The sequence below is a fragment of the Arthrobacter sp. NyZ413 genome (assembly GCF_049390645.1).
Classification (GTDB): Bacteria; Actinomycetota; Actinomycetes; order Actinomycetales; family Micrococcaceae; genus Arthrobacter.
Window position 1 is genome coordinate 3,064,450 of record NZ_CP155434.1, and the last position, 25,294, is coordinate 3,089,743.

The following is a 25,294-nucleotide window of genomic DNA, read 5'->3' on the forward strand; positions in this document are numbered from 1 at the left end:
TCAGTACCTCACTCGCGGGTCGATCAGCGCGGCCACAACGTCCACGATGAAGTTGGTGATGGCGACGATGACGGCCAGGAGCACCACGATGCCCTGGACCGCCACGAAGTCCCGGGCATTCAGGTATTGCACCAGCTGGTAGCCAAGTCCTTTCCACTCAAAGGTGGTCTCCGTCAGGACGGCGCCACCGAGCATGAGGGCGATCTGCAGGCCCATGACCGTAATGATGGGGATCAGGGCCGGTTTGTAGGCGTGCTTGGTGACGAGCCGGAATTCGCTGACGCCGCGTGACCGTCCGGCCTCGACGTAGTCTTTGCCCAGCGTTCCAATGACGTTGGTCCGGACGAGCCGCAGGAAGACACCGGCGGTGAGGAATCCGAGCGCGATGGCGGGAAGCACGGCGTGCGAGACGACGTCGCCGAGTGCCGCGAAGTTGCCGCTGCGGAGGGCGTCGAGCCAGTAGATGCCGCTGGGAGCCGCGAGGCTGCTCATGGCCAGTTCCGTACGGGTCGAGGCGCGTCCCGCTACCGGCAGCCAACCGAGCCAGACCGAGAAGGTGAGCTTGAGCAGCAGTCCGGAGAAGAACACCGGGGTCGCGTAGCACAGGATGGCGAAGAAGCGGAGGAAGGCATCCGTCGCGCGGTCGCGGCGTTGTGCGGCGAGGAGCCCGAGGGGAATGCCGACGGCGAGCGCCACGATGAGCGCGTTGATGGACAGTTCCAGCGTGGCGGCGCCGAAGGTGGAAAGCATTTCGACGACGGGTCGCCGGTCCGTGATGGTGGTGCCGAAGTTGCCCGTGACAACCTGGCCCAGGTATTCGAAGTACTGGACGAAGATGGGCCGGTCGTAACCGGCGTCGTGGATTCGCTGGGCAAGGACGTCTGGAGGAAGCCGGCCGCCCTGCGCGGCGGTGATGGGGTCACCGATGACCCGCATGAGGAAGAACACGAGCGTGACCAGGATGAAGATCGTGGGAATGATCAGGAAGAACCTGACCACGATGTACCTGCCCAGGCCCCCGCCCTGCCCTGATTTGCGCTTCGGAGCGACGGCGACCGGCTCGACGTCGGGCACCTCAATAAGTGTTGTCATTGCTACCTAAAGTTCATAGCCCGCGGATCGCGCGGGGCCTTGCTTTGATGTGTGGCAATCAGCAGCAAAGGGGAGGCAAGCGCCTGTTGGCGCCCGCCTCCCCCTGACGGGCTGCTTACTTGGAAACAGTTCCCAAACGGAACTTGAAGGATGCGTCGAGCGTCTTGTCGACGCCGTTCACACCGTTTGCCGAGATGGCAACCTGGGCGCCCTGGAGCAGCGGAAGCGTGGAAATGTCCTTCGCCAACGCGTTCTGGACTTGCTGGATTGTCGCCTCGCGGCCCGACTTGTCCGTGGTGGTCAGCTGCTTGTTGATCAGGTCGGTGACCGTCGGGTTGTTGTAGTGGTTCTTCAGGAAGCCGCCGTTCGGGAAGAACGGAGTGAGGTAGTTGTCGGAATCGCTGAAGTCGGGGAACCAACCGAACTGGAACAGCGGGTATTCGTCGGCACGGCTCGCCTTGCTGTACGTCACCCATTCGGTGGATTGCAGGTTGACCTTGAACAAGCCGGATTTCTCGAGCTGGTCCTTGATCATTGCGTATTCGTCGCCCGAGGAGCTGCCGTAGTGGTCCGGGTTGTACTGCAGGTTCAGCGTGACGGCGCTGCTGACGCCGGCATCGGAGAGGACCTTCTTGGCCTTGTCCAGGCTCGGCTTACCGGTGCCGTCGCCGTAAGCGTCCTTGAACGACTGGTTCGCGCCCAGGAAACCGTTGGGTACGTTGGAGTACAGCGGCAGGTATGTGCCCTTGTAGACCTGGTCGGCAATGGCCTGGCGGTCTACGAGGTCGGCGATCGCCTGGCGCACGGCCAGGGCCTTCGCCGGGTTCGCGTCCGGAGTCTTCGCGCCGAACGGCATGGTGTCGAAGTTGAACGTGATGTAGCGGATTTCGCCGCCGGGTCCGATGTTGACCTTGACCTTCGAGTCCTTCTTGAGGTCGTCGACGTCGGTTGCGCTGAGGCTGCGGTTGGCAACATCGATGTTGCCCTGCTGGATATCCAGCTTCATGTTGGTCGGCTCGGCGTAGTACTTGATGGTCGCGGCGTCATTGGCCGGCTTGCCCAGTACCCCCTGGTAGTCCGGGTAGGCCTTGAGGCTGATGAGTTCGTTCTTCTTGTAGCTGTCGATCGTGTATTGGCCGTAGAACGCCTTGGCCTTCACGATGTCGTCATCCGAAAGCAGCTTGTCGGCCGGGAAGACCTGGTGGTCGACGATCGGGGCCGCCGGGCTGCTCAGGATCTGCGGGAACGTCTGGTCGTTGGCGAGCTTGAGCTTGAAGACTGCGGTGTCGGCGTCCGGGGTGCTGACGCTTTCCAGGTTCGCCAGCAGCGACGCGGGGCCGGCGGGGTCGTTGATCTTGAGCTGGCGGTCGAAGGAGAACTTGACGTCCGTGGAATCCAGCGTGTGGCCGTTGGCCCACTTCAATCCGGGCTTCAGCTTGACCGTGTACTCGGTGGGGGACGTGAACGACGCCGACTGCGCCAGGTCCGGCACGGGATCGGCGCTTCCCGGCTTCGAGTTGAGCAGGAAGGAATAGACCTGGTTCATGACCATGAAGGAACCGTTGTCGTACGAACCAGCGGGGTCGAGTGCGGTCACCTTGTCGGTGGTGCCGTAAGCGATCGGGCCGCTGGCAGCTGAAGAAGCCGAACCGCCTCCGCCGGACGGGCCCGTGCAGGCCGTCAAAGCGAAAGCGGAGATGCTTGCAAGCGCGATGACGCTTCGCAAAGCTTTCTTGTTCATTGCCATCTGTGAACTTTCTGTTCGATGGATACGGCATGCCGCCGTCGGTAATTTCTTCGGAGCGCAGACTCCTGATTCCACGATTCAACCAGAAGCCGGACGGGGTGAAACGTTTTATCATGTGAGTTGAGACACAAACTTTACTTTTCATCAGCGTCCGCACTCACTCTCCTGCCCCGTCGAACTTGCCTTGGCCAAGGCGTACGAACGTTTCTTTCCAGCTCATGCGGACGGCGTAGATGAAGGATGCTCAAAAATCGGAGGCCACGAAGGCGTGAGGGGTGACCCGCCGGGAGGTCCGGTCACGATTGGAGCTCAGGGGCTCCCCGCGCTCAAGGCGCGCGGCAGGCTACACGACCGGCAGGCCACACGACCGGCAGGCTGCAAGGCCGGCAGGCTACACGACCGGCCGCTACAAGGCCGGCAGGCTACAAGGCCGTGCGCTGGAGGGAACGGGCGGCATCGATGGTTGCCTGCCCGAGTACGCGCGTTCCCTGGTACAGCACGATCGTCTGTCCAGGAGCGACGCCGCGCAGGGAATCGATGAGCGTCACCACGAGGCTTTCGCGCTCGATGCCGGCCTCGTCGAGGTGACGTTCAACGGAGGCCTTGGCTGGAACGGGGTCGCCATGGGCACGGACCTGCGCATGGCAATCGAATACCTCGCCCGTGGCGACCTCCGCGATCGGCAGGCCGGCCCAGGACACCTTGATGCCACGGATCTCGTCGATGGCAAGCAGCGCTTCGGGCCCGACCACCACTTTGTTTTCCTTGGGCCGGATCTCCAAGACGAACCGCGGCTTCCCGTCTGCGGCCGGGGTGCCGAGTTTCAGGCCGCGGCGCTGTCCCACGGTGAAGGCGTTGGCACCCGGGTGCTCGCCGACCTTGGCGCCGGTTTCATCCACGATGTCGCCCGAGGCCATCTCGATCTTCTCGGCAAGCCAACCAGCGGTATCGCCGTCAGGGATGAAGCAAATGTCGTGGCTGTCCGGCTTGTTGGCGACAGACAAGCCGCGGCGCTCGGCCTCTGCCCGGACCTCGGCCTTCGAGGGGGTCTCGGCCAAGGGGAACACGGAGTGCTTGAGCTGCTCGTGGGTCAGGACACCCAGCACGTAGCTTTGGTCCTTTGCCCAGTCGGCGGCCCGGTGAAGTTCGGGATTGCCTTCCGCGTCCGTGATGACCTTCGCATAGTGGCCCGTGCAGACGGCGTCGAATCCCAGGGCAATGGCCTTCTCCAGCAAGGCGGCGAACTTGATCCGCTCGTTGCAGCGCATGCAGGGGTTGGGCGTGCGGCCCGCGGCGTATTCGTCGATGAAGTCCTGGACGACGTCTTCCTTGAAGCGTTCGGAGAAATCCCAGACGTAGTAAGGGATACCGAGCACGTCGCAAGCCCGCCAAGCGTCCCGGGAATCCTCGATCGTGCAGCAGCCACGGCTGCCGGTCCGGAGGGTTCCGGGCATGCGGGACAGCGCCAGGTGGACGCCGACGACGTCGTGCCCGGCCTCGACGGCACGGGCGGCGGCAACGGCGGAGTCGACTCCGCCGCTCATGGCTGCAAGAACTCGCATGCTGGCTTTCTGTTGAAGATAGGGGAAGAATCGCGCCTCAAGGACCTGAAGCAAGGGGACGCGCCCGTCTATTCTAGCGCCCGCCCGATCAGGCCCGAAAATGCCTTGACCCCGGCAGCCGGGAAATCTAAAGTCAAAATTGTCAGTTTTAGATGCCGGTTCGTGCACTCCTCAGCGCCCAGCCGGCTTCCGCGTCCAGAGCGAATCGAGTCATGATGGACACTGAACACATCGTCATCGCCGGCGGCGGTTTGGCCGGAGCCACAGCGGCCAAGACGCTCCGCGCAGAAGGATTCGAAGGGCGCATCACCGTAGTGTGCGCCGAGAACGAGACGCCGTACCTCCGGCCTCCGCTCTCCAAGGAATTCCTCCTCGGCAAGGCCGCCGAAGATACCGTCCCGGTGGTGCCGCCCGGCTGGTACCAGGAGAACGACGTCGAACTCCTCCTTAAGGTGGCTGCCACGGCGATCGATCGGGGCGCCCACGCCGTACAACTGGATTCGGGCAGCGAGCTCCGCTACGACAGGCTGCTGATTGCCACGGGAGCCCAGCCGCGGCGGATTCCCCTGCCGGGCTCGGAACTCGAGGGCGTCATGACTTTCCGGACGCTCAACGACTCCCGCGGGCTCAAGGAGAAGCTCTCCGGCGGCGGCAAGAAAGTTGTGATGATCGGCTCCGGGTGGATCGGGATGGAACTTGCGGCGGCTGCCACGGAATATGGCAACAGCGTGACCCTCATGGGGCTTGAAGACGTGCCGCTTAGCATCGCCATCGGACCCGAACTAGGGGCCTACTTCCGCGGCCTGCACGAAAAGCGCGGCGTGCAGTTCCGCCTGCCCGCGAGCGCCGCGGAAGTCAGGGGCGATGACGGCAGGGCCCAAGCAGTCGTTACCAATACGGGCGAAGTCCTTCCCGCAGACCTCGTGGTGATGGCCGTCGGCGTCGCGCCGGATACCGCTTTAGCCGAGGCCGCCGGGCTTGACATCAAGAACGGGATCCTGGTCGATTCCTCCCTCAGGAGCAGCGACCCGGACATCTTCGCTGCTGGAGACGTTGCAAACGCGCTCCACCCGTTCACGGGCGAGCACCACCGCAGCGAACACTGGCACAACGCGCTCAATGGCGGCAAGGTGGCGGCCAAGTCGATGCTCGGCCAAGACGCCGTCATGGACGTGGTGCCCTATTTCTATACGGACCAATACGACGCATCCATGGAGTACTCCGGCTACGCCACACTCGCGGCGGGTGCGGAGCCCGTGGTCCGTGGCTCGCTGGAGGAAGGCAGCTTCATCGCCTTCTGGCTCCGGGACAGCACAGTAGTGGCGGGCATGAGCGTCAACCAGCAGCGGGTGCAGAAGCCCATCAAGGCGCTCATTTCTGGCCGCGTCACGGTCGATGCTGAGCGCCTGGTTGATACAAGCGTGCCTCTTGACGATTTCTTGCCCAAAGGCTGAGCTCAAGCCGGCTGAGCCTCGCCTGGGGTCTGCGGCGTCGATACCCTATGTGCCGGACCCCCGGCCGCGGGCAACCGTCGCCGCGGTCTGGATGCTGGATTCGTGGCCGGCCATGCCGGCCTGCTTCGCGCGGGCGTAGGCTTCCGGGAGCGCTTTGAGGAGCGCGTCCACGTCGGCGTCGTTCGACGCATGGCCCAAGCTGAAGCGCTGCGCTCCCCGGGCGGTGTCCTCGTCCAGCCCCATGGCCAGCAGGACATGGGAGGGCCTGGGGACGCCGGCCGTGCACGCGGATCCGGTTGACGATTCGATCCCCGCGAGGTCCAGGAGGAAGAGCAGTGAATCGCCCTCGCAGCCGGGAAAGGTGAAGTGCGCGTTCCCGGGTAGCCGCGCGTCGCCCGGAGCTCCGCGCAACACGGCTTCCGGGATGGCAGCTGTGACGCCGTCGACGATGCGGTCCCTCAATGCGCTGATCCGCTCACGTTCGGACGCCAGGTTCCGTGCCGCGGATTCAGCCGCGGCGGCAAACGCGGAGATCGACGCCGTATCCAACGTTCCGGAGCGGACGTCGCGTTCCTGCCCGCCACCGTGTTGGGTGGGCGTGACCTTGACGGACCGGCCAAGGAAGAGCGCGCCTATCCCCACGGGACCGCCGATTTTGTGGCTCGAGACCGACATCGCGGCCAGACCCGATTCGCGGAAGCTCAAGGGAATGGAACCGAAGGCCTGCACGGCGTCCGAATGTACAGGGATGCCGTGGGCCGACGCGAGATCCACGATCTCCCTGATGGGCTGGATGCTGCCGACCTCGTTGTTGGCCCACATTACGGTCACCAACGCGATCGACTCCGGGTCGCGTTCGATTTCGGCGCGGACGGCGTCGAGCCGCACCACTCCTTGGGAATCAACGGGCAGCCAGACGGCTTCTGCGCCCTCATGCCGTTCGAGCCACTCAACGGTGTCCTGCACGGCGTGATGCTCGACGGCGGAGCACAGGATCCGCGTCCGACGACCGTTTTCGTCGTGGCGTGCCCAATACAAGCCCTTGACCGCGAGGTTGTCGGCCTCGGTGCCTCCCGAGGTGAAGATAAGTTCGGAAGGGTGCGCTCCCGCTGCCGCCGCGATGGATTCGCGGGCTTCCTCCACTGAACGGCGCGCGCGCCGCCCCGAGGCGTGCAGCGATGAAGGATTGCCGGTCCGCGCCAGCTCCCGGGTCATTGCCGCAAGGGCGACTTCGGAGATCGGGGTGGTGGCGGCATGGTCCAAGTAAACAGGCACTGCTTAAGTCTAACGAGCGCGATTCGCTTGTGGCCTACGTGTTGGCAGAACGCTGCAGGACCGAAGGCGGCACGGCGGTGCAGGCGAACCAGTGTCCAGGTGGGATCAGCGTCCAAGTGGGATCAGGGTCCGGGCGGGATCCGTGTCCAGGTGGGATCAGTGTTCAGGCCGGATCCGGGCGCAACAGTACCCTTCCCGGTCGTCGCCCGCGACCCGGTCCTGCTCGACCCCGCAAGCGGCTGCGGCTCCGCTGAGGAAGGCGCCGTTCATGGCGCAGACAACATCAACATGTCCTTCCGCCAGGCGGTGGAATGGGCAGTTCGCGAGCGAGTACCCGCCGTCGTCGTCGGCTTCCGGACGGTAACCGTAGTTCTCGAGTACGTCCGTGAAGTCCGCTCCATTCCCGCCCGCGGCGCGGCCGCGTGCATAAGCGGTTTCGAGGAGGGTTTCGCGCGGCGAGCCGCCGTCGTCCATCATCCGGTGGAGCGCGGAGGCCATCACGTCGCCGGCGAGGTCGTAGTTCCGTTCCGGAACGGACGCGCCGATCTCGTCAACGACGGACGTGTACAGCTTGGCGGGGCGCCCTGAACCCGGGCCGACCTTGCTGCCGAGCTTGCGGAATTCGACCTTCAGGAGCTCGTCGCGCACCAAGCGGTCGAGGTGGAAGGACGCCGTGCTTCGGGGAAGGCCAAGAGCCATGGCGGCGTCGTCGCGACTGACCGGGCGGTTCGCCCGGCACACGTGTTCATACAGGCGACGGCGATTGCGGTCGTCAAGGGACGCCACTGCCGACAGCCGGCGAAGCCAGGGAATTCCGCTCATGAACCAAGCTTATCTCTAAAAACAACATCCATTGCTTAATCCCGGGGAGCTTTCTAAAATCAAGATATCAACTTTTAGAAAGAAGGCATCATGACAACTGCATCGACCCCTGCCCGGGCGAAATCCGGATCCTTGCTGGCCGCCGATCCGCAACGGCAGGCCTTCCTCCTGCTCCGGACGGTATTCACCGTCGCTCCCATCATTTTCGGCCTGGACAAGTTCACCAACCTGCTCACGCACTGGACGATGTACCTCGCGCCGGTGGCCACAACCGTGGTGCCCATACCGGCTCAGACGTTCATGTACATCGTGGGAGTCGTGGAGATCGTGGCCGGGATCGCGGTGGCGGTCCGCCCGCGCTTCGGTTCACTCCTGGTAGCCGTGTGGCTCCTCGGAATCATCGTGAATCTGCTGGTCCTCGGCAATTTCTTCGACGTAGCGCTCCGCGACTTCGGGCTGTTGGTGGGCGCACTCGCCCTCAACCGCTTGTCCGGGTCCGCCCGCCGCTGACCAGCCCGCCAACCTGCGTTCGGATCCGCAACCCGCGAAACGAAAGCCAGGACCTCCCATAGGGGGTCCTGGCTTTTCGCTGTCCCGATCACCCCGGCCGGAGGCCCCATCCCCCAGCCCCGCGGCCGCCGTCGAACCCTCGCGGCACGCAGGTGAACCCGGGAACACGCAGGTGAACCCGGGAACTAAAGGGCGGCCCGCCGTCGTTCTCCTGAATGGCTGGCTAGACTTGCCAAGACCGCTGCTCCGCGCCGGGCGGCGAAACCGTCGAAGATCGCAGAGAAAGGCCGTCGTTGGCTGAGGGCAGCAGTTCCCACTATCAGGTCCTCCGGGTTTCCGTCACGGCCACGGACAAGGAAATCAAGGTGGCCTACCGCAAGGCTGCCAGGCTCGCCCACCCGGACCACGGCGGCGATCCCGCGGCCTTCCGGCAAATCACCCTCGCCTATGAAACCCTGATCGATCCCAAGCGCCGCGCGGAGTACGACCGCCGCTACGCCAGCAGCACTTCAGGGAAATTCAGCCCGCAACCCGAAAGGCCGGACTATAGCGGGGCCAGCGCTCCGCGGGCCGAAGCCCGCCCGTCCGCGGGAGCCCACCGGCCCAACACGCCGCGCAACACCGCCGGCGACGCGCCCGTCTATGTGCCGTCATTCGACGACCCCCTCGAAGTCCCGCTCCTCTCGAAGGGCGAAGCAGCCTTGCAAGTCCACGGCATGCCAAGGAAACGCGGGATCTTCGGCGCAGAGGCACGCATCCAACGGGAAATGCGGACCGTGCAGCTGATCAGCCGGCAAATACTGCCCGCCATTCCCTCGGCCCGGCTCATCAACGGATTGCTCTCGCCGTCGGACAACAGCCACATAGACCACGCCTTGCTCGCCGGATACCGGCTCGCGCTCATCGGCTCCATGCTTCTGCCCAAGGGCGCTTACGCCTGGGACGGGCTCGCACTCCGGCACGGCGGCCGCGCGGTTCCCCCACCCCAGCTCGAGCTGATCGTCCGCCACATGCAGGAGATCTTCCCGGAGCTGAATGTCACGGGATGGGTGGTGGTGCACAGCACGGACGGCAACCCGCACGAACCGGTCATCGACCACTATCGGCGGACAGACGGGGAGTACGGCTCGGTACAAATCGTCAATGCCGCCGGATTGGCCCGCGGCCTCAAACAATTCCTGAGTTCCGGGCCGGTCCCGAACACGGTGGTTGTGCCCGTCCTCGCGCGCTTGCTGCGTGGCATGCACTGACCCGCCCGGCACCGCCAAGCACCCAACCATGCCCTTCCCCGCCGCTCGCTAGGATTGATACGTGTTCCGCATCCTCTTCCACACCCCTGAAATCCCGGGAAACACGGGAAACGCCATCCGACTCGCCGCCATCACGGGTGCCGAACTGCACCTCGTGGAGCCGCTCGGTTTCGACTTCTCCGACGCGAAACTCCGCCGCGCTGGACTCGATTACCACGACCTCGCCGTCGTCACGGTGCATCCGGACATCGAAGCGGCGTGGGCGGCTTTGCAGCCCGAGCGCGTCTTCGCGTTCACGTCCGACGGCGATACCTCCTACACGGACATCGCTTACCAAAAAGGCGACGTCCTGATGTTCGGTCCGGAATCGGTGGGCCTTCCGGCTTGGTTGAAAGAGGACTCCCACGTCACAGCCCGCGTACGGCTCCCCATGTTGCCTTCCTTGCGTTCGCTGAACCTCGCCAACGCCGCCTCGATCGCCGTGTACGAGGCCTGGCGCCAACACGGCTTCGCCGGCGCCCAGGTTTAGCCGGCAATCCAAAGGACCAGCCGCGCCGAATACCCCGTGCAGGCAAATTCAGCCTGTTAGCGGAAAGGGGGCGCACGTGACTACTCTGGCGACTCACAGGGCCCCTGGTTCTACCCGGGTGCCCGGCAACCTATGCTGGACGGTAATGGATACACCCAATGTGGGGGGCTCGGAAGCCCCGGAACTGCTTGCCGGCTCGAATGCCCAGCTCGCAAGCCTCCTCGGCCAGATCGCGGGCGGCGACCAAGCTGCCTTCAAGGAGTTCTACCAGCTCACTGCCCGGCGCGTTTTCGGCATGGCCAAGCGGGTCCTTATCGACGCGGGCCTGAGCGAGGACACCACGCAGGAAGTATTCATCCAGGTGTGGCAAAGAGCTTCCACGTTCGACCCCGCCGCGGGCAGTCCCCTCGCCTGGCTCATGACCATCACGCACCGTCGCGCCATCGACCGCGTCCGCTCGGCACAGTCCGCCACGGACCGCGAAGCAAGGTACGGTGCGGCGAGCCAGGACCCCGACCACGATTCGGTGGAAGAGGAAGCCGGCACCAAGCTCGAAGCTGAAGCCGTCACCCGTTGCCTTGGAACCCTCACTCCCACCCAATTGGAATCCGTCCGGCTCGCCTACTATGGCGGGCTGACGTACCGGGAGGTCGCCGAACGCCTCGGTGCCGCGATTCCAACCATCAAGTCGCGGATCCGCGATGGACTCCTCCGCCTCAAGGCCTGCATGGGGGTCGACTGAGATGGCCGGACTCGATGATGGACAAGGAAACCTCGGGAAGGACGGATACACGCGCAGGATGTTTGCCAATGACATCGCCGCCGACCTCGTGGAGGGCAGGCTCCTCGAACTTGCCGAGATCTACGCCCTCGACGCACTGACGGATACCGAGCGCGCGGAAATCGACCGCTACCTTGAGACCGCCCCGGAACGTTCGGCTTTCCTGGAGCGGGTGCGGCAGTCCCGCGAAGCCCTCGCGGCGGCCTTCACCGTCGAGGCCGAGCCTCCCGCAGCACTCCTCGACGATATTGTGCGTCGCCTGCCGCCGCATCCGACGGCGGCGTCCGGGCCATCCTTGGTTCCGGACGGGCAAGCCGGAGCCCCGGCCGCGGCTGGCTCCGACGTCGTTGATTTCGGTGCGGCGAAGGAAAAACGGGAACGACGGCGGCTCGCCGGCTTGCGCCTTTGGCTTGCCGCTGCGGCGGCTGCCGTGGTGCTGGCGGTCGGCGGCATCGGAGTCGGCGTGTACGTCGCGGGGCAAAACGACCCCGTGAACCAGGTCCTGCACGCCCAGGACGTGCGGCAAGCCACTGTGAACGTCGACGGCGGCGGCACGGCCACAGTGTCTATCTCGAGTTCCAAGAATGCCGTGGTGGTCCGGATGAACGGGGTCCCCGCTCCCCCTGCAGGCAAGGTGTACCAAATGTGGCTCATTCCCAAGGATGGCTCCGCGCCCGTGTCCCAAGGCCTCATGGATGCCGAAGCCTTGAGCCACCCGGCCGTCGTCAAGGGAATATCGAACGCCGCCGCGATCGGCATCACGGTGGAACCCTTAGGCGGCTCGAAGAAGCCGTCACTTCCCACTGTCGCGGACGCGCCGTTGACGTAGCGCGCCATTCCACCGGCGAAAGTCTTGACCTTGACGTAACGTCAACTTCTACGCTTGAAGCATGAAGCAAGACGAAGCAGCAGGCTGGACGATCTCCGAGGTAGCCAAGGCAAGCAAGGTGTCGTCTCGGACCTTGCGCCACTACGACCACATGGGATTGCTGGAACCGGCGCATACCGGACCGAACGGTTACCGGTTCTACGGCCAGCGGGAATTGCTCCGCCTGCAGCGCATCCTCCTGCTTCGTGAACTTGGCCTTGGGCTCGAGACCATTGGCGAAGTTCTGGATGGCCAGGCCGATCCGGTGGAGGCCCTCGCCGTCCACAAGGAATGGCTCCTGGCCGAGCGCGACCGGCTGGATCGGATGTCCCGCACAGTGGACGCCACCATCGCAGCACTACGTCAAGGAGAAAACATGACCGCTGAAAATATCTTCAAGGATTTCGACAACAACCCGTATGAGTCAGAAGCCCGCCAGCGCTGGGGCGACCAAGCGGTCGATGCCAGCAATGCGCGCCACGCGGCGATGACGCTGGACCAGAAGCAAGCGTTCATGGAGGAGTACGCCGCTGTGAACGAGGATCTCGCCCGCTGCCTCGACGCCGCCCTCCCCGCTGACGATCCGGCGGTGCAGGCCGCCGTCGAACGCCATTACGCCTGGATCTGCCTTAGCTGGACCCCGAGTGCGGAATCGTACGTTGGCTTGGGCCAAATGTACGTAGACGACCCCCGCTTCACCGCCAACTACGACAAAGTGCGGCCCGGACTGGCGTCCTACCTGCGCGAAGGCATCAAGATCTACGCCGCGGAAAAGCTCAGCTGAGCCTTTCCGCGCGGAAAGGACGACGGCGGCCCCGCCTCCGGGATCAATACCGGTACGCGGGGCCGTCGTCGGGCTTTCCTGTTGTTGAAACTCCCAGTGCCGGAATCCCGGCTACAACACCAGCGACAAAAGCATGATGAAGCCAAAGCCGACCAACGAAATCAGTGTTTCCATCACGGACCACGTCTTGAAGGTCTGCCCGACGGTGAGGCCGAAAAGTTCCTTCACGAGCCAGAAGCCGGCGTCGTTGACGTGGGACAAGAAGAGCGAACCCGCTCCGATCGCGAGGGCAAGGAGCGCGGCGTGCGTCGGACTCAGGGTGGTGGCCAGCGGAGCCACGATGCCGGCGGCCGTCACGGTGGCAACTGTCGCCGAACCCGTCGCGAGCCGCAGCGCGACCGCCACAATGAAGCCCAGGACCAGCACGGACATGTTGGCGCCCTCGGCCCACTTCTTCACGGCATCGCCCACACCCGCGCCGATCAGGGTTTGCTTGAATCCACCGCCGGCGCCGACGATCAGCAGGATGGCGGCAATCGGACCAAGGCTTGCGCTGAGCTTGGAAGTGATCTTGCTCCCGGTGAACCCCACGGTGTAGCCGAAAGTCACCATCGCAGCGAGCACGGCCAAGGTCATGGCAACAAGGGGCTGGCCGATGAAATCCAGGACGGTGCGGATCATGGGAGCGTGGGCGGCATCGGGCCACACAATGTCCGCGATTGCCTTCAAGAGCATGAGCACCACGGGGAAGATGATGGTGAGCAAGGTGACGAGGAAGCTCGGTTGGCGCTTGACGTCACTGAGGTCCACGGCATGCGTCGTGTCGATGCCACCGGCTACCGCGGGTGCCTCAACGGGAACCCAACGGGCGGCCAGGCGCGAAAACAAGGGCCCGCAAATGATCACGGTGGGGACCGCGACCAGGAGGCCCAGAGCCAAAGTGGTGCCGAGTTCGGCCTTCACGGCGCTGATGGCAATGAGCGGACCCGGGTGGGGTGGCACCAGGCCGTGGAGCACCGAGAGGCCGGCAAGTGCGGGAATCGCGATCCGCATCAGCTTCATCTTGGAACGCTGGGTCACCAGGACGATGACCGGCAGGAGGAGCACGAGGCCGATCTCGAAGAACATGGGCAGTCCGATGATCACCGCCACAAGAGTCATCATCCAGACGACCCGGTTTCCCTTGGCCTTTTCCAACAGGGTGTCCACTACCCGGTTGGCACCACCGGAGTCCGCCAGGAGCTTGCCCAGCATGGCGCCGAGCGCAATCAGGAGGCCGACTTCCTTCAGGACGCCGCCCACTCCGTCTTCGAAGTTGCCGACTACCTTGTCGAGCCCGACGCCGGACGCGAGGCCGACAAATGCCGAGCCGAGGACGAGCGAAAGGAAAGGATGGACTTTGAACTTTGCGATCAACAGGACAATCAGCGCGATGCCGATTGCCGCAACTACAAGGAGTTGGGTGTCATGCCCGGTCCAGTTCAAGCTACTCCGCCCACCGCTTTGTTCGGCAATGCTTCAAGTCCGAGCCGCTCGATGACTTCCTCCGCTTCTTCCGCCGGTGACGCCGAGACGCACAGCGAAATGTGGTTTTCCTCTTCGGTGGGCTCTTCGAGGGCCTCGAACTGGGATTCCAGCAAGGATGCCGGCATGAAGTGCCCGTGTCGGGACGCGAGGCGGTCGGAAATCTTGTCCTTGCTTCCTTGGAGGAAGACGAAGACAACGCCCTCGCCACGCAGGACGTCACGGTAACGCTTCTTCAAGGCCGAGCACGTGATGATGCCGGGCCTGCCTTCCGAGGTGCGTTCCTTGATCCAGCCGGCAATGATGTCCAGCCAAGGCCAACGGTCCTCATCCGTGAGCGGCTGGCCCGCGTGCATCTTGGCCACATTCGCTTCCGGATGCAGGTCATCGCCTTCGGCGAGGTCCCAGCCAAGCCGTCCCGCGAGCACGCCCGCCACCGTCGATTTCCCTGAACCGGAGACGCCCATGATGACCAGTACGGGTTGTTGTGCAGTCTTCGTCATCAAAGTCTGCCTTCCTCAAATAAATATGATTTAAACGAGAATAAGCATATGACACGGGTTACACATCGGCAATGTCAGAAGCCTGCGATCGTCGCCGAACCGTTGATTTCCACCACATGGAATGCCTCAGCGCTGCGCCCCTCCGGCATGCCGGCCCGGGAAGCGTTGTGCCGGAGCATGCCGCGGACAGTGCGATCCATGCCGTCGAGGTCCGGGTGCTGGCTCGCGTGGATCCGGATTGCCGCGAGCTTGGCGTCCACGTGGTCCGTGACGTCCACGAAATAGTTCTCACGGGCCTCTGGACCGGCGAACAGCCAGAGCCACGGCAATTTGAAGGCTTCCAGGCCCGCCTCTGCGAGTTCCGGGTAGGCGTACGGGTTCTCCAATGCCGGGTACACGGCCCGCGTCACGATCTCCCCCACGGCCAGGTGGTCCGGATGGCTCTTCTGCATCCTTTCCCAGTTCCGTTCCGGATGCATGGCGAGCACGATGTCCGGCCGGATTTCACGGATCAACTTCACCACTTGCTTGATGACGCCATGTGTCGGCTCAAGGTAGCCGTCGCGCTCATGGAGGTAGTGCACGTCCGTCACACCAACCAGGGCAGCAGCTTTCCTCTGCTCTTCGGCGCGCATCCCGATGATCTCTTCCCGGTGCGCGGGATCGAAGCCTCCCGCATCGCCGTCGGTCATGACGCAATAGCTGACCTCGACTCCGGCTGCAGTCCAGGCTGCTATGGCGCCGGCCGCGCCGAAATCGATGTCGTCAGGGTGGGCAGTAAAACAAAGCACCCGCTCAACGCGCTCCGTGGAGGCGTTGAACGGGCTCTTTGCTGACATTGAGTCAGGAGACAAGGGGTCAGCCTTTCCGCTTCTTGATTTCTTCAGTGGCTTGCGGAACTACCTTGAAAAGGTCACCGACGATGCCGAAGTCGGCAATCTCGAAAACCGGCGATTCCGCGTCCTTGTTGATCGCGACGATCACCTTGGACGTCTGCATGCCTGCCTTTTGCTGGATGGCTCCGGAGATACCGGCGGAAATGTAGAGCTGCGGAGAAACGGTCTTTCCCGTCTGGCCCACCTGGTAGTCGTGTCCGATCCATCCGGCGTCCGTGGCTGCGCGCGACGCGCCCACGGCGCCGCCGAGGGCATCCGCCAGCTCTTCCAAAGGACCGAAGTCACCGTCCACGCCGCGGCCGCCGGCCACCACGATCCTGGCTTCCGTCAGCTCGGGACGGCCGCTCGCGGGCTTCTCGGTGCGGCCGGTAATGCGTGCCGCGTTCGCCGCGGCGTCGGCGGGAACTTCAACCGTGATGGTTTCCGGCGCACCGGCGCCCACGGGAGCGTCGACGTCGACACTGTTCGGCTTGACCGCGAGGATAGCGACGGCGGTACGCGCCTTCGCCGTGGTGGTGTAGGACCCTGCCAGGACCGACTTATGGGCGGTGCCGTCGGCGTCCACGCCAACCACGTCGGTGATGACACCGGCGTTGAGCTTCACGCCGAGGCGGGCCGCGATTTCCTTGCCGTCGGCAGTGTTCTCCACCAGGACCGTGTCCGCGCCGGAAGCCGCAACGGCCGCGGCGAGGTAGGCCGCCTTCGGTGACACCAGGTAGTTGTCCAGGTCCGTGGCCGAGGGGAGGTAGACGGCGGTGGCGCCGTGCGCGCCCAAGGCGGCTGCGACGTCGTCGTTCAACTCGCCGTTGAAAGCAACGGCGGCCTCTCCCAGCGAACGTGCGATCGCCAGGAGTTCAAGGCTGCTCTTCTTGAGCGCTGCTCCCGGGTTGTCAATGAATACAAGTGCTTTTGCCATGTTTCGGAATCCCTCTTAGAGCAGCTTCTGGGCGGCGAGGAAGTCAACCAGCTTGATGCCGGCGTCGCCTTCGTCAGTGATGATGGTGCCTGCCGTGCGCGGCGGCCGGGCTTCGGCGGTCTCGACGGCGGTCCAGGAACCGGCCGCGCCAACCTGGGAGGCATCGACGCCGATGTCGGCCAGGCTCAGGGAAGCGATCTTCTTCTTCTTGGCGGCGAGGATGCCCTTGAAGTTGGGGTAGCGCGGTTCGTTGATCTGGTCCGTCACCGAGACCAGTGCCGGCAGCGTCGCCTCGACGGTTTCAGCGTGGGCGTCGCCGTCGCGGCGTGCCACGACGCGATCGCCATCGACGTCGAGGGAGGAGGCGAAAGTCACCTGCGGGAGGCCGAGGCGCTCGGCGAGCTGCGCCGGTACCAAGGAAGTTTCGCCGTCGGTCGAAGCCATGCCGGTCAGGACCAGGTCCACCGGCGAGTCGGCCCCGAGGTGCCGGATCGCCGCGGCAAGGGCCAGGGATGTGGCAGCGGCGTCGGAACCGGCCAGGGCGTCGTCGCTCAAGTGCGCACCCGAGGAAGCGCCGATCTGCAAGGACTTCTTGACAGCGTTCACTGCACCGGCGGGACCCATGCTCAAGGCAATGACTTCGTTGCCGGCCTTGGCCCCTCCGCGGGCCTCGCTGATCTGCAGGGCGGCTTCAAGGGCATACTCGTCCAGCTCGGAGAGGATGCTCTCGTCGCGGTCCGTCGTGTTGCCTGGGCCGGTGAGGTGTCGGTCGAACTGCGCGTCCGGGACGTGCTTGACCAGAACAACAATCTTCAATGTATCTCCCACTGTGTTCGAGGCGGCCTTACATACTCGGGGATGGCCAGCAGCTGGCGGCGTAGCCAAGAGTGCCCAGAGTATCGGCTCGTCCTAGCTAAGCATATTGCGCCACAAGTCGAACAACGGCGCGTTCCCGCATTAACTCCTGTTTCACCGAACCGCCTTGCAGCGCCTTCGCGCACAACGTGCAACGCATACAACGCACGACGACGGCGGGGCCGCTGCGGCCCGCCGTCGTCGTGCTTTCGATCCGGTTGTCCGGGCCTGTCAGCTGGCAGGTGCTGCGTCCAAGGTGACGTCGAGCTCCTGCGACTGGCCTCCACGCTGGACGGTCACCTTGACCGTGGCGCCCGCCGGCTGTTCGCGGACCGCCGCGGTCAGCTGCTCAGGATCGGTGATGGCCATGCCGGCGAACTGGGTGACAACGTCGCCCACCTTGACGCCGGCCTTGTCGGCTGCGGAGCCCGCGGTCACGCTGGCTACCTGGGCACCCACCGAGAAACCCGAGCTGCTGCTTCCGGTTGCGGACTTGGCCTGCACGCTGACCCCGAACTGCCCGTGGGTTGCCTTGCCGTTCTTGATGATTTCATCCGCCACGCGCTTGGCGTTGTTGATCGGGATGCTGAAGCCCACGCCGATGTTCCCGCTGGACGAGGACGAGGCACTGCTGCTTCCGGCCGATGCGATCGCCACGTTGACGCCGATGACCTCGCCCTTGGTGTTGACCAGCGCGCCGCCGGAGTTGCCCGGGTTGATGGCCGCATCGGTCTGGATCACGTTGAGCGATACCGTGCCTTGGGCCGAGCTGCGCTGGCTCTGGCTCTGGCCGCCGTTCGGCGGGGCGAATTCGAAGCCGCCCTGGCCGCCGCCCTGCGAGTTGTCCGAGCCGCCGTTCGGAACGGCTGAGGAGGCCACGCTGATGGTGCGGTTGAGCGTAGAGATGATACCGTCCGTCACCGTGCCCGGGAGGCCAAGCGGGGCGCCGATTGCCACGGCGTTGTCCCCCACGTTGATCTTGCTCGAGTCGCCGAGGGTTGCCGGCACGAGGCCCGAGGCATTATCCACCTTGATGACCGCGAGGTCGGACAACGGATCGGTTCCCACAACTTTCGCCGTCAGGACGCGTCCGTCGCTGGTCCGGACTTCGAGGGCTGCGTTGGCGCTGGCGCCGTCAAGGGTGACAACGTGCGTGTTGGTCAGGATGTGGCCTTGGTCGTCGAGGATGATGCCCGAGCCCGTACCGGCCTCGCTTCCGCTGGTCGCGGAGATCGTCACGACGCTGGGCGAAGCCTTCGCGGCCGCTGCAGTCACGGCGTTGACGCTATCCGTGTTGTTCACGATCACGGTGCCGGCCTGGTTGCTGCTGGCTGCCACGGGCGTCCGGTTGTTGAACAACTGGTCGCCCGCCGCCACGACGCCGCCACCGACGAGTCCGGCCGCGAGGATGCTCGCCACCAGGGTCCCGACGCCGAAGACCGGCTTGCGCTTGGGGGTCGCCGCCGGGCCGCCAGGATTGCCGTACTGCTGGCCGCCATAGTGCTGCGAGGGGTTCTGCGCGCCGTAGAACGGCTGGTGCTGTGGGTAGGAATGGCCGCCCTGGCCCGCAGGATAATCGGGACGCTGCGGTTCCGCGTGATGGCCGGTCCCGACAGGGTGCCGCACGCCATACTGCGGAGCACCTTGGTGCGAGCCGCCCTGCTGCGGGCCGCTTTGCTGGGAACCGCTGTCCTGGGTGTAGATCTGCTCCGTGGCGTTCCCGCCCGGCCCCTGGCTCCACGGAGCCGGCCCGGATTGCGGGGCGAAGTCCTGACCCGGCTGGTAGGCCGGCAGCGGGGCCGTAGGCTGGGAGTTGGCCTGCTTGCCCGCCTCCCCGGCACCGGCGTTCTCCGGACCATGGTTGTGGGGGCCGTTGTTCTCCGGTGCGGCGCCCTGTGCTGGGTTCTCCGTCATGGGACTTCCTTTCTTCCTCGTCCCTTTAACTATGGCCACTCTTGCTGGATCAAGAGTCGACGTTCGCTGGGAGCTTCCTGAACGCCGTCGTCGAGACTGTCGGGGTGCCTCGAACGGACCGGCTAGCCCCCTCAACGCTTGGGAACAGTGGTTCTCTCCCCGTTTCGCTGGCGGCATATTTGCTGCTGTGGACGAGCCAAAAGGTGCACCATAGTATCAAGTGGAATTGCCACAGCGACCTGCGGCTTGAAAACCATGCGTGGGGGCGCTGATGCATTCTGTTTCGATTGCTCCGGCCTGGACCAATCGCAGACGTGCTGAAGGGTTGCACATGCGGTCAATGTTGAAACGTCTATTCGCCGTCATCGGCTTGGCTGCTGTGCTGGCGTTCCCCGCCGCATCAGCATGGGCAACAGATCCGGTGACCATTCCGTCCGGCCAGAACATCACTGACGACGCCGGGGTCCTGCAGGACAAGGGCGCGGTCCAAAACGCCATCTCGTCCCTCTATAGCCAACACCAGTTCAACCTGTACGTCGTGACGGTCCCGTCCTTCACCAACCCGAGCACGCCCACCGACTGGGGCAATGCAGTGGCTAAGAAGAAGGCCTTCGGGTCCACCGACGTCCTGCTGGCCATCGCCACGAACGACGGCAAAGTGAACATCACCCGGGGGCCGGGCAGCAAGATCAGCGATTCCCAGCGTAACGACATCCTTAACAAGGCTGTTCTCGCGAATCTGGTCCAAGGCAAGAAGAACTACGACCAAGCGGTCATCGACGCAGCCAAAGCCATAGGCGACACCCAGGGTTCCGGAGCGGGCGTCGCAGTGCTCATTGGCGCCGCGGTTGTCGCGGCCGGCGGCGTCGGCACCTACCTCTACTTCCGCAACCGCCGCAAGAGCGTCGCTGCGGGTGCAGGCGGAAGCCGGCAGGCCGAACAAGCCGATCCCCTGGCGGGACTGAGCATCGAAGAACTTCGCCGCAAAGCCGGCACCCTGCTCATCGAGGCCGACGATTCCATCAAGTCCAGCGAGCAAGAACTTGGCTTCGCCCAGGCGCAATATGGTGATGCCGCCGTCGGAAACTTCACCAAGGCCTTGGCGGAAGCCAAGAACCACATGACCGAGTCCTTCAAGCTGCAGCAGCAACTTGATGACCACATTCCGGATACCGAACAGCAGCAACGCAGTTGGCTCGGCGAAATCATCCGCCGTTCGAACGCCGCCCTCGAATCCCTGCGTGAGCAAAAGGCCGACTTCGACTCTTTGCGCGAGCTTGAGAAGAATGCGCCGCAAGCACTGGCTGCCGTTGCGGCCGGAGCTGCCGAAGCCGGAGCCAAGATCAGCAACGCCGAGCAATCCCTCAACGACCTCCGCGCGAAATACGCGGACAGCGCGCTCGGCCATGTCAGTGACAACATCACGCAGGCCAAGGACCGGCTGGCTTTCGTCCAGAACGCAGCAAGCACGGCGCAGGAAAAACTCGGCAACGGCGAGAACAGCCTGGCTGCGGTGGCAGTCCGCGCCGCCGAAGAAGGACTGCACCAGACGAACGTGCTGCTCGACGCCATCTCAAAGGTGGCCTCGAGCCTCGACGACGCCCGGACTTCCTTGGAAAACGCGGTCGTGGAAACCAGCCAGGACCTCGCGCAGGCCAAAGCGATGATCCAGTCCGGCGCGCATCCGGAACTCGCCGGACCGGTAGCCGGCGTCGAAGCCGCGTTGGCCCAGGTCAAGGCCGAGATCCAAAGCGGGAAGATCGATCCCATCTCCACCCTGGATCGGGTGGAGAAAGCCCACCAGGCGTTGGACCAGTCCCTCACGGGCATTCGAGACCAGCAAGAACAGGCCCGGCGCGCACAGGCCTCACTGCAGCAAACCATCATGGCTGCGCAGTCCCAGATCAGTGCCACATCGGACTACATCGCGGCACGGCGCGGCGGCGTCGGACCGGAGGCCCGCACACGCCTCGCCGAAGCCCAACGCAATCTCGACTACGCGCTCTCGATCTCCCGCAACGATCCCGTCACTGCCTTGACCTACGCCCAGCAGGCCCAGGCACTCGCGTCGCAGGCCGCGCAACTGGCACAGTCCGACGTCGACCAGTTCGGCGGCTTCGCCAACCAAGGCTACGGCCGCGGCGGAATGTTCGGGGGCGGCGGAAACGGCGGGGGCCTCGGCGGCGCGATCCTCGGCGGCATCCTCATCAACTCGATCCTGCACGGCGGCGGTGGCGGCTGGGGCGGCGGAAACAACGACGGCGGCGGAGGAGGGTTCTTCGGTGGCGACGGCGGTGGAGGCGGAGGCTTCTTCGGCGGCGACGGCGGCGGAGGCTGGGGCGGCGACTCCGGCGGAGACGGGAGCTTCTAGCTCGAAGCAACACTCCGCCGGGACCTGTCCCGGCGGAGAAGCGGTACAAGAACTGATCACTGGATTCAGTGGGCACCACTGAGCAGGACGAAAGGCAACACCATGGTTAAGCAGTCCATTTTCGGGCGGATCGCCCAGCTCGCCAAGGCGAACATCAATGCCTTGCTCGACCAAGCCGAGGACCCGCAGAAAATGCTGGACCAGATGGTCCGCGACTACTCGAACAATATTGCCGAGGCCGAATCCGCCGTGGCGCAGACCATCGGCAATCTCCGGATGCTCCAAGCCGACTACAACGAAGACCTCAAGAACGCCCAGGACTGGGGCAACAAGGCCCTCGCAGCCTCGCGCAAAGCTGATGAGTACCGTGCTTCCGGAAACACGGCGGATGCCACGAAGTTCGACAACCTTGCCAAGGTAGCCATCCAGCGGCAGATGTCGGCCGAGAACGAAGCCAAAGCCGCCGAACCGAACATCGCATCGCAGAGCGAAGTAGTCGAGAAGCTCAAGGGCGGCCTCGACCAAATGAAGGGCAAGCTCAACGAGCTCACCAGCAAGCGCAACGAGTTGGTGGCGCGCTCGAAGACCGTTGCCGCCCAGACGCAGGTGCATGACGCCCTCAAGAGCATCGACATCATGGATCCCACCAGCGAGGTTGGCCGCTTCGAAGAGAAGATCCGGCGCGAGGAAGCCAAAGTGCTGGGCCAGCAGGAACTCGCCGCCTCCAGCTTGGACGCCCAGTTCAACCAACTCGAGGACCTCGGCGAACAGACCGAGATCGAAGCCCGCCTGGCCGCTCTCAAGTCCGGCGGATCGAAGGCCGCGATCGGTGCGGGCAATGCCGCACCGGCCGAAGATACCATCGACGAATCGGACTTCGACAAGCTCTGACAAGCAGCCTCAGCGAAGGATGGCCGGACCCGTACGGGTCCGGCCATCCTTGCTTCTGGCGCTGTTCGGGCATGCAGCCTTTATGCCCCTACCGCGAGCCTGCCCACAATCAGTCGCATGATCTCGTTGCTGCCTTCGAGAATCTGGTGGACCCGCAAATCCCTGGCGATCTTCTCAAGGCCGTACTCGGACAGGTACCCATAGCCGCCATGCAGCTGGATGGCTTTGTTCGCAACACTGAATCCGGCGTCCGTGGCCACTCGCTTCGCCATGGCACAGAGCCTCACCGTATCCGGGGCTCCCCGGTCCAAGGCGTCTGCCGCGCGCATGACCAGCGTCCGTGCGGTCTCGAGTTCCGTGTCCATGTCCGCAATATCAAACAGCAGTGACTGTTGGTTGATGAGAGGGCCGCCGAAAGCGGAGCGTGATTTAAGGTAGGCGATGGACTTGTCCAACGCCGCTTGGCCACCCCCGAGTGAGCAGGCCCCCATATTCACCCGCCCGCCGTTGAGGCCCTTCATCGCAATGCCGAAACCGCTGCCTTCCTCGCCGAGCCGGTTCGCCACGGGGACGCGGACGTCCTCGAAGATGACTTGGCGGGTAGGTTGGGCATTCCAGCCCATCTTCTTTTCGTTGGGGCCGAACGAGAGGCCGGGCGAGTCTGCCGGCACAACAATCGCCGTGATTCCGTGGCTGCCCGTGTCCGATGTCCGGGCCATCACCACATACAGGCTGGAGACTCCGGCGCCCGAAATGAACTGTTTGGTCCCGTTGAGAACGTAATTGTCGCCGTCGAGCACTGCCTTGGTGCTCAGCGCGGCGGCGTCGGAGCCCGCTCCCGGTTCCGTGAGGCAATAGCTGCCCAACTCCTCCATGGCGGCAAGTTGCGGAACCCACTGCGCCCGCTGTTGATCGTTTCCGAAGGCGTCGATCATCCACACCACCATGTTGTGGATGGAAATGTAGGCAGCGATGGTGGGGTCGGCCTTGGACAATTCCTCAAAGATCAGCGCGGCGTCCGAACGCGTGAGCCCCGAACCGCCGAACTCCTCGCTGACATAGATGCTGCCCATGCCAAGAGTGCCGGCCTCGCGAAGGACATCCACGGGAAAGTGCTTGGTCTCGTCCCACTCGGCGGAGTGCGGCGCGATGGCCTTGGCGGCGAAGTCGCGCACCATCTCCACCATCGCTTGCTGGTCCTCTGTGAGCTCAAACATTGGCACTCCTTCTCCCGGGTTGTCCGGCCTCATGGTTATGCGTTTACTTGCTGACTTTCCCCATCAACGAAGCGACAGGGCGGAGGAACAACGGCCTGGCAAGGAACCACGCGCCGACAATCACCAGGAGAGACACCGCGAAAATCGCGAAGCCCACCCAGTTGATGTCGTCGCTGCTGCCGTACATGTGGTTGAGGTTCCTCAGGGCCCCTGTGGCGAGGACCAGGGTGACATGCACGATGGTGAACAAAACGAAGTACACCATCGTGGGGAAGTGCACCGCCCGGGCCCACTCGATGGGATAGAACTTGTTGACAGCCGCCTTCTTTGGCCAAGCCGACGAGGTGCGAAGGCCCGTGAGGATGGCAAGCGGGGCGGCAATGAAGACGGTGACGAAGTAGGTCAGGAGCTGCAGGGCGTTGTAGTTGACCCAACCGTCCTCAGTAGGCCAATTCAACGAGGCGTACTGGAGTGCTGCAGAAATGGCGTTCGGGAAGACATCCCAATTGGTGGGGATGATCCGCACCCACTGGCCGGTAGCAAAGATCACGATGAGGAAGATAATGCCGTTCAGTACCCAGAGAGCGTCCAGGGTCAGGTGAAACCAGAGATCCAGGCTGATCTTGGTCGGGGCACCCTTGGTACGGATGAAGCCCTTGTTGTTCCGGGTCCACATGGCAGGAGGCCTCTTGGCCGTACGCACCTGCCATCCTGAGCGGACGATCAGCACCATGAAGAAGACATTCAGGAAATGCTGCCAGCCAAGCCAGGCCGGAAACCCGACGGGAGCATTGTCCGGCAGGCTTGACGCACCCGGATAGTCATGCAGGAACGATTGCACTCCCGACAAGCCGGTCAACCATTTGGCCAACAAGACAATGAGCAAAAGCACAATCAGCACGCCTGGAACCACCCAGAGGGGTTGGGACCATTTGCTTCTGGCAGCCGTCGACTTTTTGGCGGGGGTGGACATCTTCTCAGACACCTCTCGGAGGAACTTTGCAATCACGGACGCATCAAGCTAACAGGCTTTGGGCTGAACCGGCCAAAGCCTGTTACGCCGTCAGTTGCACCGGGCCGTTGTGAGGCGGGTTTTGCACCGTTCAGCCGGACCCTGCACGTGCTTGACGAGCATGGCGTTCTTCATTCAACAGCTCCCTCGATGCGGATGAACTCGCGTTGAGACGAGAATACTAGGAAATCCTAGTATTTGCTACGGAGCCGTCCAGCGGCGTCGGAAGATCCTTGTGATGCGTCGCGGCATCGCGCGACGACCAGCACGTTGGCCAAGGCAGTCAAGCAAATGACAGCAGCAAGTCCGGGAAAGTTGGGTTGGAACTCCAGGGCGAGCGCACCGTTCTGCCTCCCGGCAGTTGCGGAGAACACGCCAGGAAGGGTGGCCGAGGAGTCAGTTGAAAGGGCGATCACGCCGATAACGACGCACAGGATGAACGCGCAAGCAAGCCCGGCGACCAGTCCCCCAAGTGCCTCTCCGATGATCTTCAGCATTACTTCCTCCTGTTTCCTTGAACT

23 protein-coding genes are annotated in these 25,294 nt (G+C 64.0%); 9 read left to right on the forward strand and 14 right to left on the reverse strand.

Features of this window, described 5'->3' with window-relative positions; all coding sequences use genetic code 11:
• The 3 genes from ABCW42_RS14270 to mnmA all read right to left on the reverse strand — a co-directional run bounded on the left by ABCW42_RS14270 (nucleotide 1) and on the right by mnmA (nucleotide 4,383).
• Nucleotides 1–1,092, reverse strand: a complete 1,092-nt coding sequence (locus ABCW42_RS14270) for an ABC transporter permease (protein WP_423181834.1) — start codon at nucleotides 1,090–1,092, stop codon at nucleotides 1–3.
• A gap of 115 nt (nucleotides 1,093–1,207) precedes the next feature.
• The gene (locus tag ABCW42_RS14275) at nucleotides 1,208–2,839 is read right to left on the reverse strand and encodes an ABC transporter substrate-binding protein (RefSeq protein WP_423181835.1); all 1,632 of its coding nucleotides are present in this window, start codon (nucleotides 2,837–2,839) and stop codon (nucleotides 1,208–1,210) included.
• 422 nt (nucleotides 2,840–3,261) lie between these two features.
• Complete coding sequence (gene mnmA / locus ABCW42_RS14280) at nucleotides 3,262–4,383, reverse strand: tRNA 2-thiouridine(34) synthase MnmA (RefSeq protein ID WP_423184906.1); 1,122 nt, start codon at nucleotides 4,381–4,383, stop codon at nucleotides 3,262–3,264.
• 233 nt (nucleotides 4,384–4,616) lie between these two features.
• Here mnmA and ABCW42_RS14285 point away from each other — a divergent pair, with 233 nt between their 5' ends.
• The gene (locus ABCW42_RS14285) at nucleotides 4,617–5,855 is read left to right on the forward strand and encodes an NAD(P)/FAD-dependent oxidoreductase (RefSeq protein ID WP_423184907.1); all 1,239 of its coding nucleotides are present in this window, start codon (nucleotides 4,617–4,619) and stop codon (nucleotides 5,853–5,855) included.
• A 45-nt stretch (nucleotides 5,856–5,900) separates the two neighbouring features.
• Here ABCW42_RS14285 and ABCW42_RS14290 read toward each other — a convergent pair whose 3' ends face one another.
• Together ABCW42_RS14290 and ABCW42_RS14295 are read right to left on the reverse strand one after the other, a co-directional pair.
• Complete coding sequence (locus tag ABCW42_RS14290; protein WP_423181836.1) at nucleotides 5,901–7,130, reverse strand: cysteine desulfurase family protein; 1,230 nt, start codon at nucleotides 7,128–7,130, stop codon at nucleotides 5,901–5,903.
• Nucleotides 7,131–7,286: 156 nt separating this feature from the next.
• Nucleotides 7,287–7,952, reverse strand: coding sequence for a helix-turn-helix transcriptional regulator (locus ABCW42_RS14295; protein ID WP_423181837.1), 666 nt, complete (start codon nucleotides 7,950–7,952; stop codon nucleotides 7,287–7,289).
• 90 nt (nucleotides 7,953–8,042) lie between these two features.
• Here ABCW42_RS14295 and ABCW42_RS14300 point away from each other — a divergent pair, with 90 nt between their 5' ends.
• From ABCW42_RS14300 to ABCW42_RS14325, 6 genes are all read left to right on the forward strand, one after another.
• Complete coding sequence (locus tag ABCW42_RS14300; RefSeq protein ID WP_423181838.1) at nucleotides 8,043–8,462, forward strand: hypothetical protein; 420 nt, start codon at nucleotides 8,043–8,045, stop codon at nucleotides 8,460–8,462.
• A 293-nt stretch (nucleotides 8,463–8,755) separates the two neighbouring features.
• Nucleotides 8,756–9,712 carry a J domain-containing protein gene (locus tag ABCW42_RS14305; RefSeq protein ID WP_423181839.1) on the forward strand — a complete coding sequence of 319 codons (957 nt, stop codon included), beginning with the start codon at nucleotides 8,756–8,758 and terminating at the stop codon, nucleotides 9,710–9,712.
• A 61-nt stretch (nucleotides 9,713–9,773) separates the two neighbouring features.
• Nucleotides 9,774–10,241 (forward strand): tRNA (cytidine(34)-2'-O)-methyltransferase, encoded by a 468-nt coding sequence (locus tag ABCW42_RS14310; protein ID WP_423181840.1) that lies wholly within the window; start codon nucleotides 9,774–9,776, stop codon nucleotides 10,239–10,241.
• Nucleotides 10,242–10,386: 145 nt separating this feature from the next.
• Entirely contained in the window at nucleotides 10,387–10,983 is a 597-nt protein-coding gene (gene sigK / locus ABCW42_RS14315) for an ECF RNA polymerase sigma factor SigK (protein ID WP_423181841.1), read from the forward strand.
• 1 nt (nucleotide 10,984) lies between these two features.
• Complete coding sequence (locus ABCW42_RS14320) at nucleotides 10,985–11,851, forward strand: anti-sigma factor (protein WP_423181842.1); 867 nt, start codon at nucleotides 10,985–10,987, stop codon at nucleotides 11,849–11,851.
• Between the two features lie 61 nt (nucleotides 11,852–11,912).
• Entirely contained in the window at nucleotides 11,913–12,674 is a 762-nt protein-coding gene (locus ABCW42_RS14325; RefSeq protein WP_423181843.1) for a MerR family transcriptional regulator, read from the forward strand.
• Nucleotides 12,675–12,785: 111 nt separating this feature from the next.
• Here the strand turns inward: ABCW42_RS14325 and ABCW42_RS14330 are convergent, their stop codons facing one another.
• From ABCW42_RS14330 to ABCW42_RS14355, 6 genes are all read right to left on the reverse strand, one after another.
• Nucleotides 12,786–14,159, reverse strand: coding sequence for a gluconate:H+ symporter (locus ABCW42_RS14330; RefSeq protein WP_423181844.1), 1,374 nt, complete (start codon nucleotides 14,157–14,159; stop codon nucleotides 12,786–12,788).
• Nucleotides 14,156–14,701 carry a gluconokinase gene (locus ABCW42_RS14335; protein WP_423181845.1) on the reverse strand — a complete coding sequence of 182 codons (546 nt, stop codon included), beginning with the start codon at nucleotides 14,699–14,701 and terminating at the stop codon, nucleotides 14,156–14,158. The genes ABCW42_RS14330 and ABCW42_RS14335 overlap by 4 nt, the downstream gene beginning before the upstream one ends.
• A 74-nt stretch (nucleotides 14,702–14,775) precedes the next feature.
• Nucleotides 14,776–15,540, reverse strand: a complete 765-nt coding sequence (locus ABCW42_RS14340) for a PIG-L deacetylase family protein (RefSeq protein WP_423181846.1) — start codon at nucleotides 15,538–15,540, stop codon at nucleotides 14,776–14,778.
• A 19-nt stretch (nucleotides 15,541–15,559) separates the two neighbouring features.
• Entirely contained in the window at nucleotides 15,560–16,513 is a 954-nt protein-coding gene (locus tag ABCW42_RS14345; protein WP_423181847.1) for an electron transfer flavoprotein subunit alpha/FixB family protein, read from the reverse strand.
• Nucleotides 16,514–16,528: 15 nt separating this feature from the next.
• A complete protein-coding gene (locus tag ABCW42_RS14350; RefSeq protein WP_423181848.1) occupies nucleotides 16,529–17,329 on the reverse strand; it encodes an electron transfer flavoprotein subunit beta/FixA family protein in 801 nt (266 codons plus the stop codon).
• 270 nt (nucleotides 17,330–17,599) lie between these two features.
• Nucleotides 17,600–19,282 (reverse strand): trypsin-like peptidase domain-containing protein, encoded by a 1,683-nt coding sequence (locus ABCW42_RS14355; protein ID WP_423181849.1) that lies wholly within the window; start codon nucleotides 19,280–19,282, stop codon nucleotides 17,600–17,602.
• A 331-nt stretch (nucleotides 19,283–19,613) separates the two neighbouring features.
• On the opposite strand from ABCW42_RS14355, the gene ABCW42_RS14360 reads away from it, so the two are divergent.
• The gene (locus ABCW42_RS14360; protein ID WP_423181850.1) at nucleotides 19,614–21,653 is read left to right on the forward strand and encodes a TPM domain-containing protein; all 2,040 of its coding nucleotides are present in this window, start codon (nucleotides 19,614–19,616) and stop codon (nucleotides 21,651–21,653) included.
• Nucleotides 21,654–21,755: 102 nt separating this feature from the next.
• A complete protein-coding gene (locus ABCW42_RS14365) occupies nucleotides 21,756–22,544 on the forward strand; it encodes a PspA/IM30 family protein (RefSeq protein WP_423181851.1) in 789 nt (262 codons plus the stop codon).
• 80 nt (nucleotides 22,545–22,624) lie between these two features.
• Here the strand turns inward: ABCW42_RS14365 and ABCW42_RS14370 are convergent, their stop codons facing one another.
• From ABCW42_RS14370 to ABCW42_RS14380, 3 genes are all read right to left on the reverse strand, one after another.
• Nucleotides 22,625–23,761 (reverse strand): acyl-CoA dehydrogenase family protein, encoded by a 1,137-nt coding sequence (locus ABCW42_RS14370; protein WP_423181852.1) that lies wholly within the window; start codon nucleotides 23,759–23,761, stop codon nucleotides 22,625–22,627.
• 43 nt (nucleotides 23,762–23,804) lie between these two features.
• On the reverse strand, nucleotides 23,805–24,734 hold the full coding sequence (locus ABCW42_RS14375; protein ID WP_423181853.1) for a cytochrome b/b6 domain-containing protein: 930 nt from the start codon (nucleotides 24,732–24,734) through the stop codon (nucleotides 23,805–23,807).
• A 230-nt stretch (nucleotides 24,735–24,964) separates the two neighbouring features.
• On the reverse strand, nucleotides 24,965–25,270 hold the full coding sequence (locus ABCW42_RS14380; RefSeq protein WP_423181854.1) for a hypothetical protein: 306 nt from the start codon (nucleotides 25,268–25,270) through the stop codon (nucleotides 24,965–24,967).
• Nucleotides 25,271–25,294: the final 24 nt, after the last annotated feature.

Excerpts from the sequence above, each read along its gene's own strand:
- ABCW42_RS14270 (WP_423181834.1), bottom strand. The coding sequence starts at position 1,092 with ATGACAACACTTATTGAGGTGCCCGACGTCGAGCCGGTCGCCGTCGCT.
- ABCW42_RS14275 (WP_423181835.1), bottom strand. The coding sequence starts at position 2,839 with ATGGCAATGAACAAGAAAGCTTTGCGAAGCGTCATCGCGCTTGCAAGC.
- mnmA (WP_423184906.1), bottom strand. The coding sequence starts at position 4,383 with ATGAGCGGCGGAGTCGACTCCGCCGTTGCCGCCGCCCGTGCCGTCGAG.
- ABCW42_RS14285 (WP_423184907.1), top strand. The coding sequence starts at position 4,617 with ATGGACACTGAACACATCGTCATCGCCGGCGGCGGTTTGGCCGGAGCC.
- ABCW42_RS14295 (WP_423181837.1), bottom strand. The coding sequence starts at position 7,952 with ATGAGCGGAATTCCCTGGCTTCGCCGGCTGTCGGCAGTGGCGTCCCTT.
- ABCW42_RS14300 (WP_423181838.1), top strand. The coding sequence starts at position 8,043 with ATGACAACTGCATCGACCCCTGCCCGGGCGAAATCCGGATCCTTGCTG.
- sigK (WP_423181841.1), top strand. The coding sequence starts at position 10,387 with ATGGATACACCCAATGTGGGGGGCTCGGAAGCCCCGGAACTGCTTGCC.
- ABCW42_RS14320 (WP_423181842.1), top strand. The coding sequence starts at position 10,985 with ATGGCCGGACTCGATGATGGACAAGGAAACCTCGGGAAGGACGGATAC.
- ABCW42_RS14325 (WP_423181843.1), top strand. The coding sequence starts at position 11,913 with ATGAAGCAAGACGAAGCAGCAGGCTGGACGATCTCCGAGGTAGCCAAG.
- ABCW42_RS14335 (WP_423181845.1), bottom strand. The coding sequence starts at position 14,701 with ATGACGAAGACTGCACAACAACCCGTACTGGTCATCATGGGCGTCTCC.
- ABCW42_RS14340 (WP_423181846.1), bottom strand. The coding sequence starts at position 15,540 with ATGTCAGCAAAGAGCCCGTTCAACGCCTCCACGGAGCGCGTTGAGCGG.
- ABCW42_RS14345 (WP_423181847.1), bottom strand. The coding sequence starts at position 16,513 with ATGGCAAAAGCACTTGTATTCATTGACAACCCGGGAGCAGCGCTCAAG.
- ABCW42_RS14355 (WP_423181849.1), bottom strand. The coding sequence starts at position 19,282 with ATGACGGAGAACCCAGCACAGGGCGCCGCACCGGAGAACAACGGCCCC.
- ABCW42_RS14360 (WP_423181850.1), top strand. The coding sequence starts at position 19,614 with ATGCGGTCAATGTTGAAACGTCTATTCGCCGTCATCGGCTTGGCTGCT.
- ABCW42_RS14365 (WP_423181851.1), top strand. The coding sequence starts at position 21,756 with ATGGTTAAGCAGTCCATTTTCGGGCGGATCGCCCAGCTCGCCAAGGCG.
- ABCW42_RS14370 (WP_423181852.1), bottom strand. The coding sequence starts at position 23,761 with ATGTTTGAGCTCACAGAGGACCAGCAAGCGATGGTGGAGATGGTGCGC.
- ABCW42_RS14375 (WP_423181853.1), bottom strand. The coding sequence starts at position 24,734 with ATGTCCACCCCCGCCAAAAAGTCGACGGCTGCCAGAAGCAAATGGTCC.
- ABCW42_RS14380 (WP_423181854.1), bottom strand. The coding sequence starts at position 25,270 with ATGCTGAAGATCATCGGAGAGGCACTTGGGGGACTGGTCGCCGGGCTT.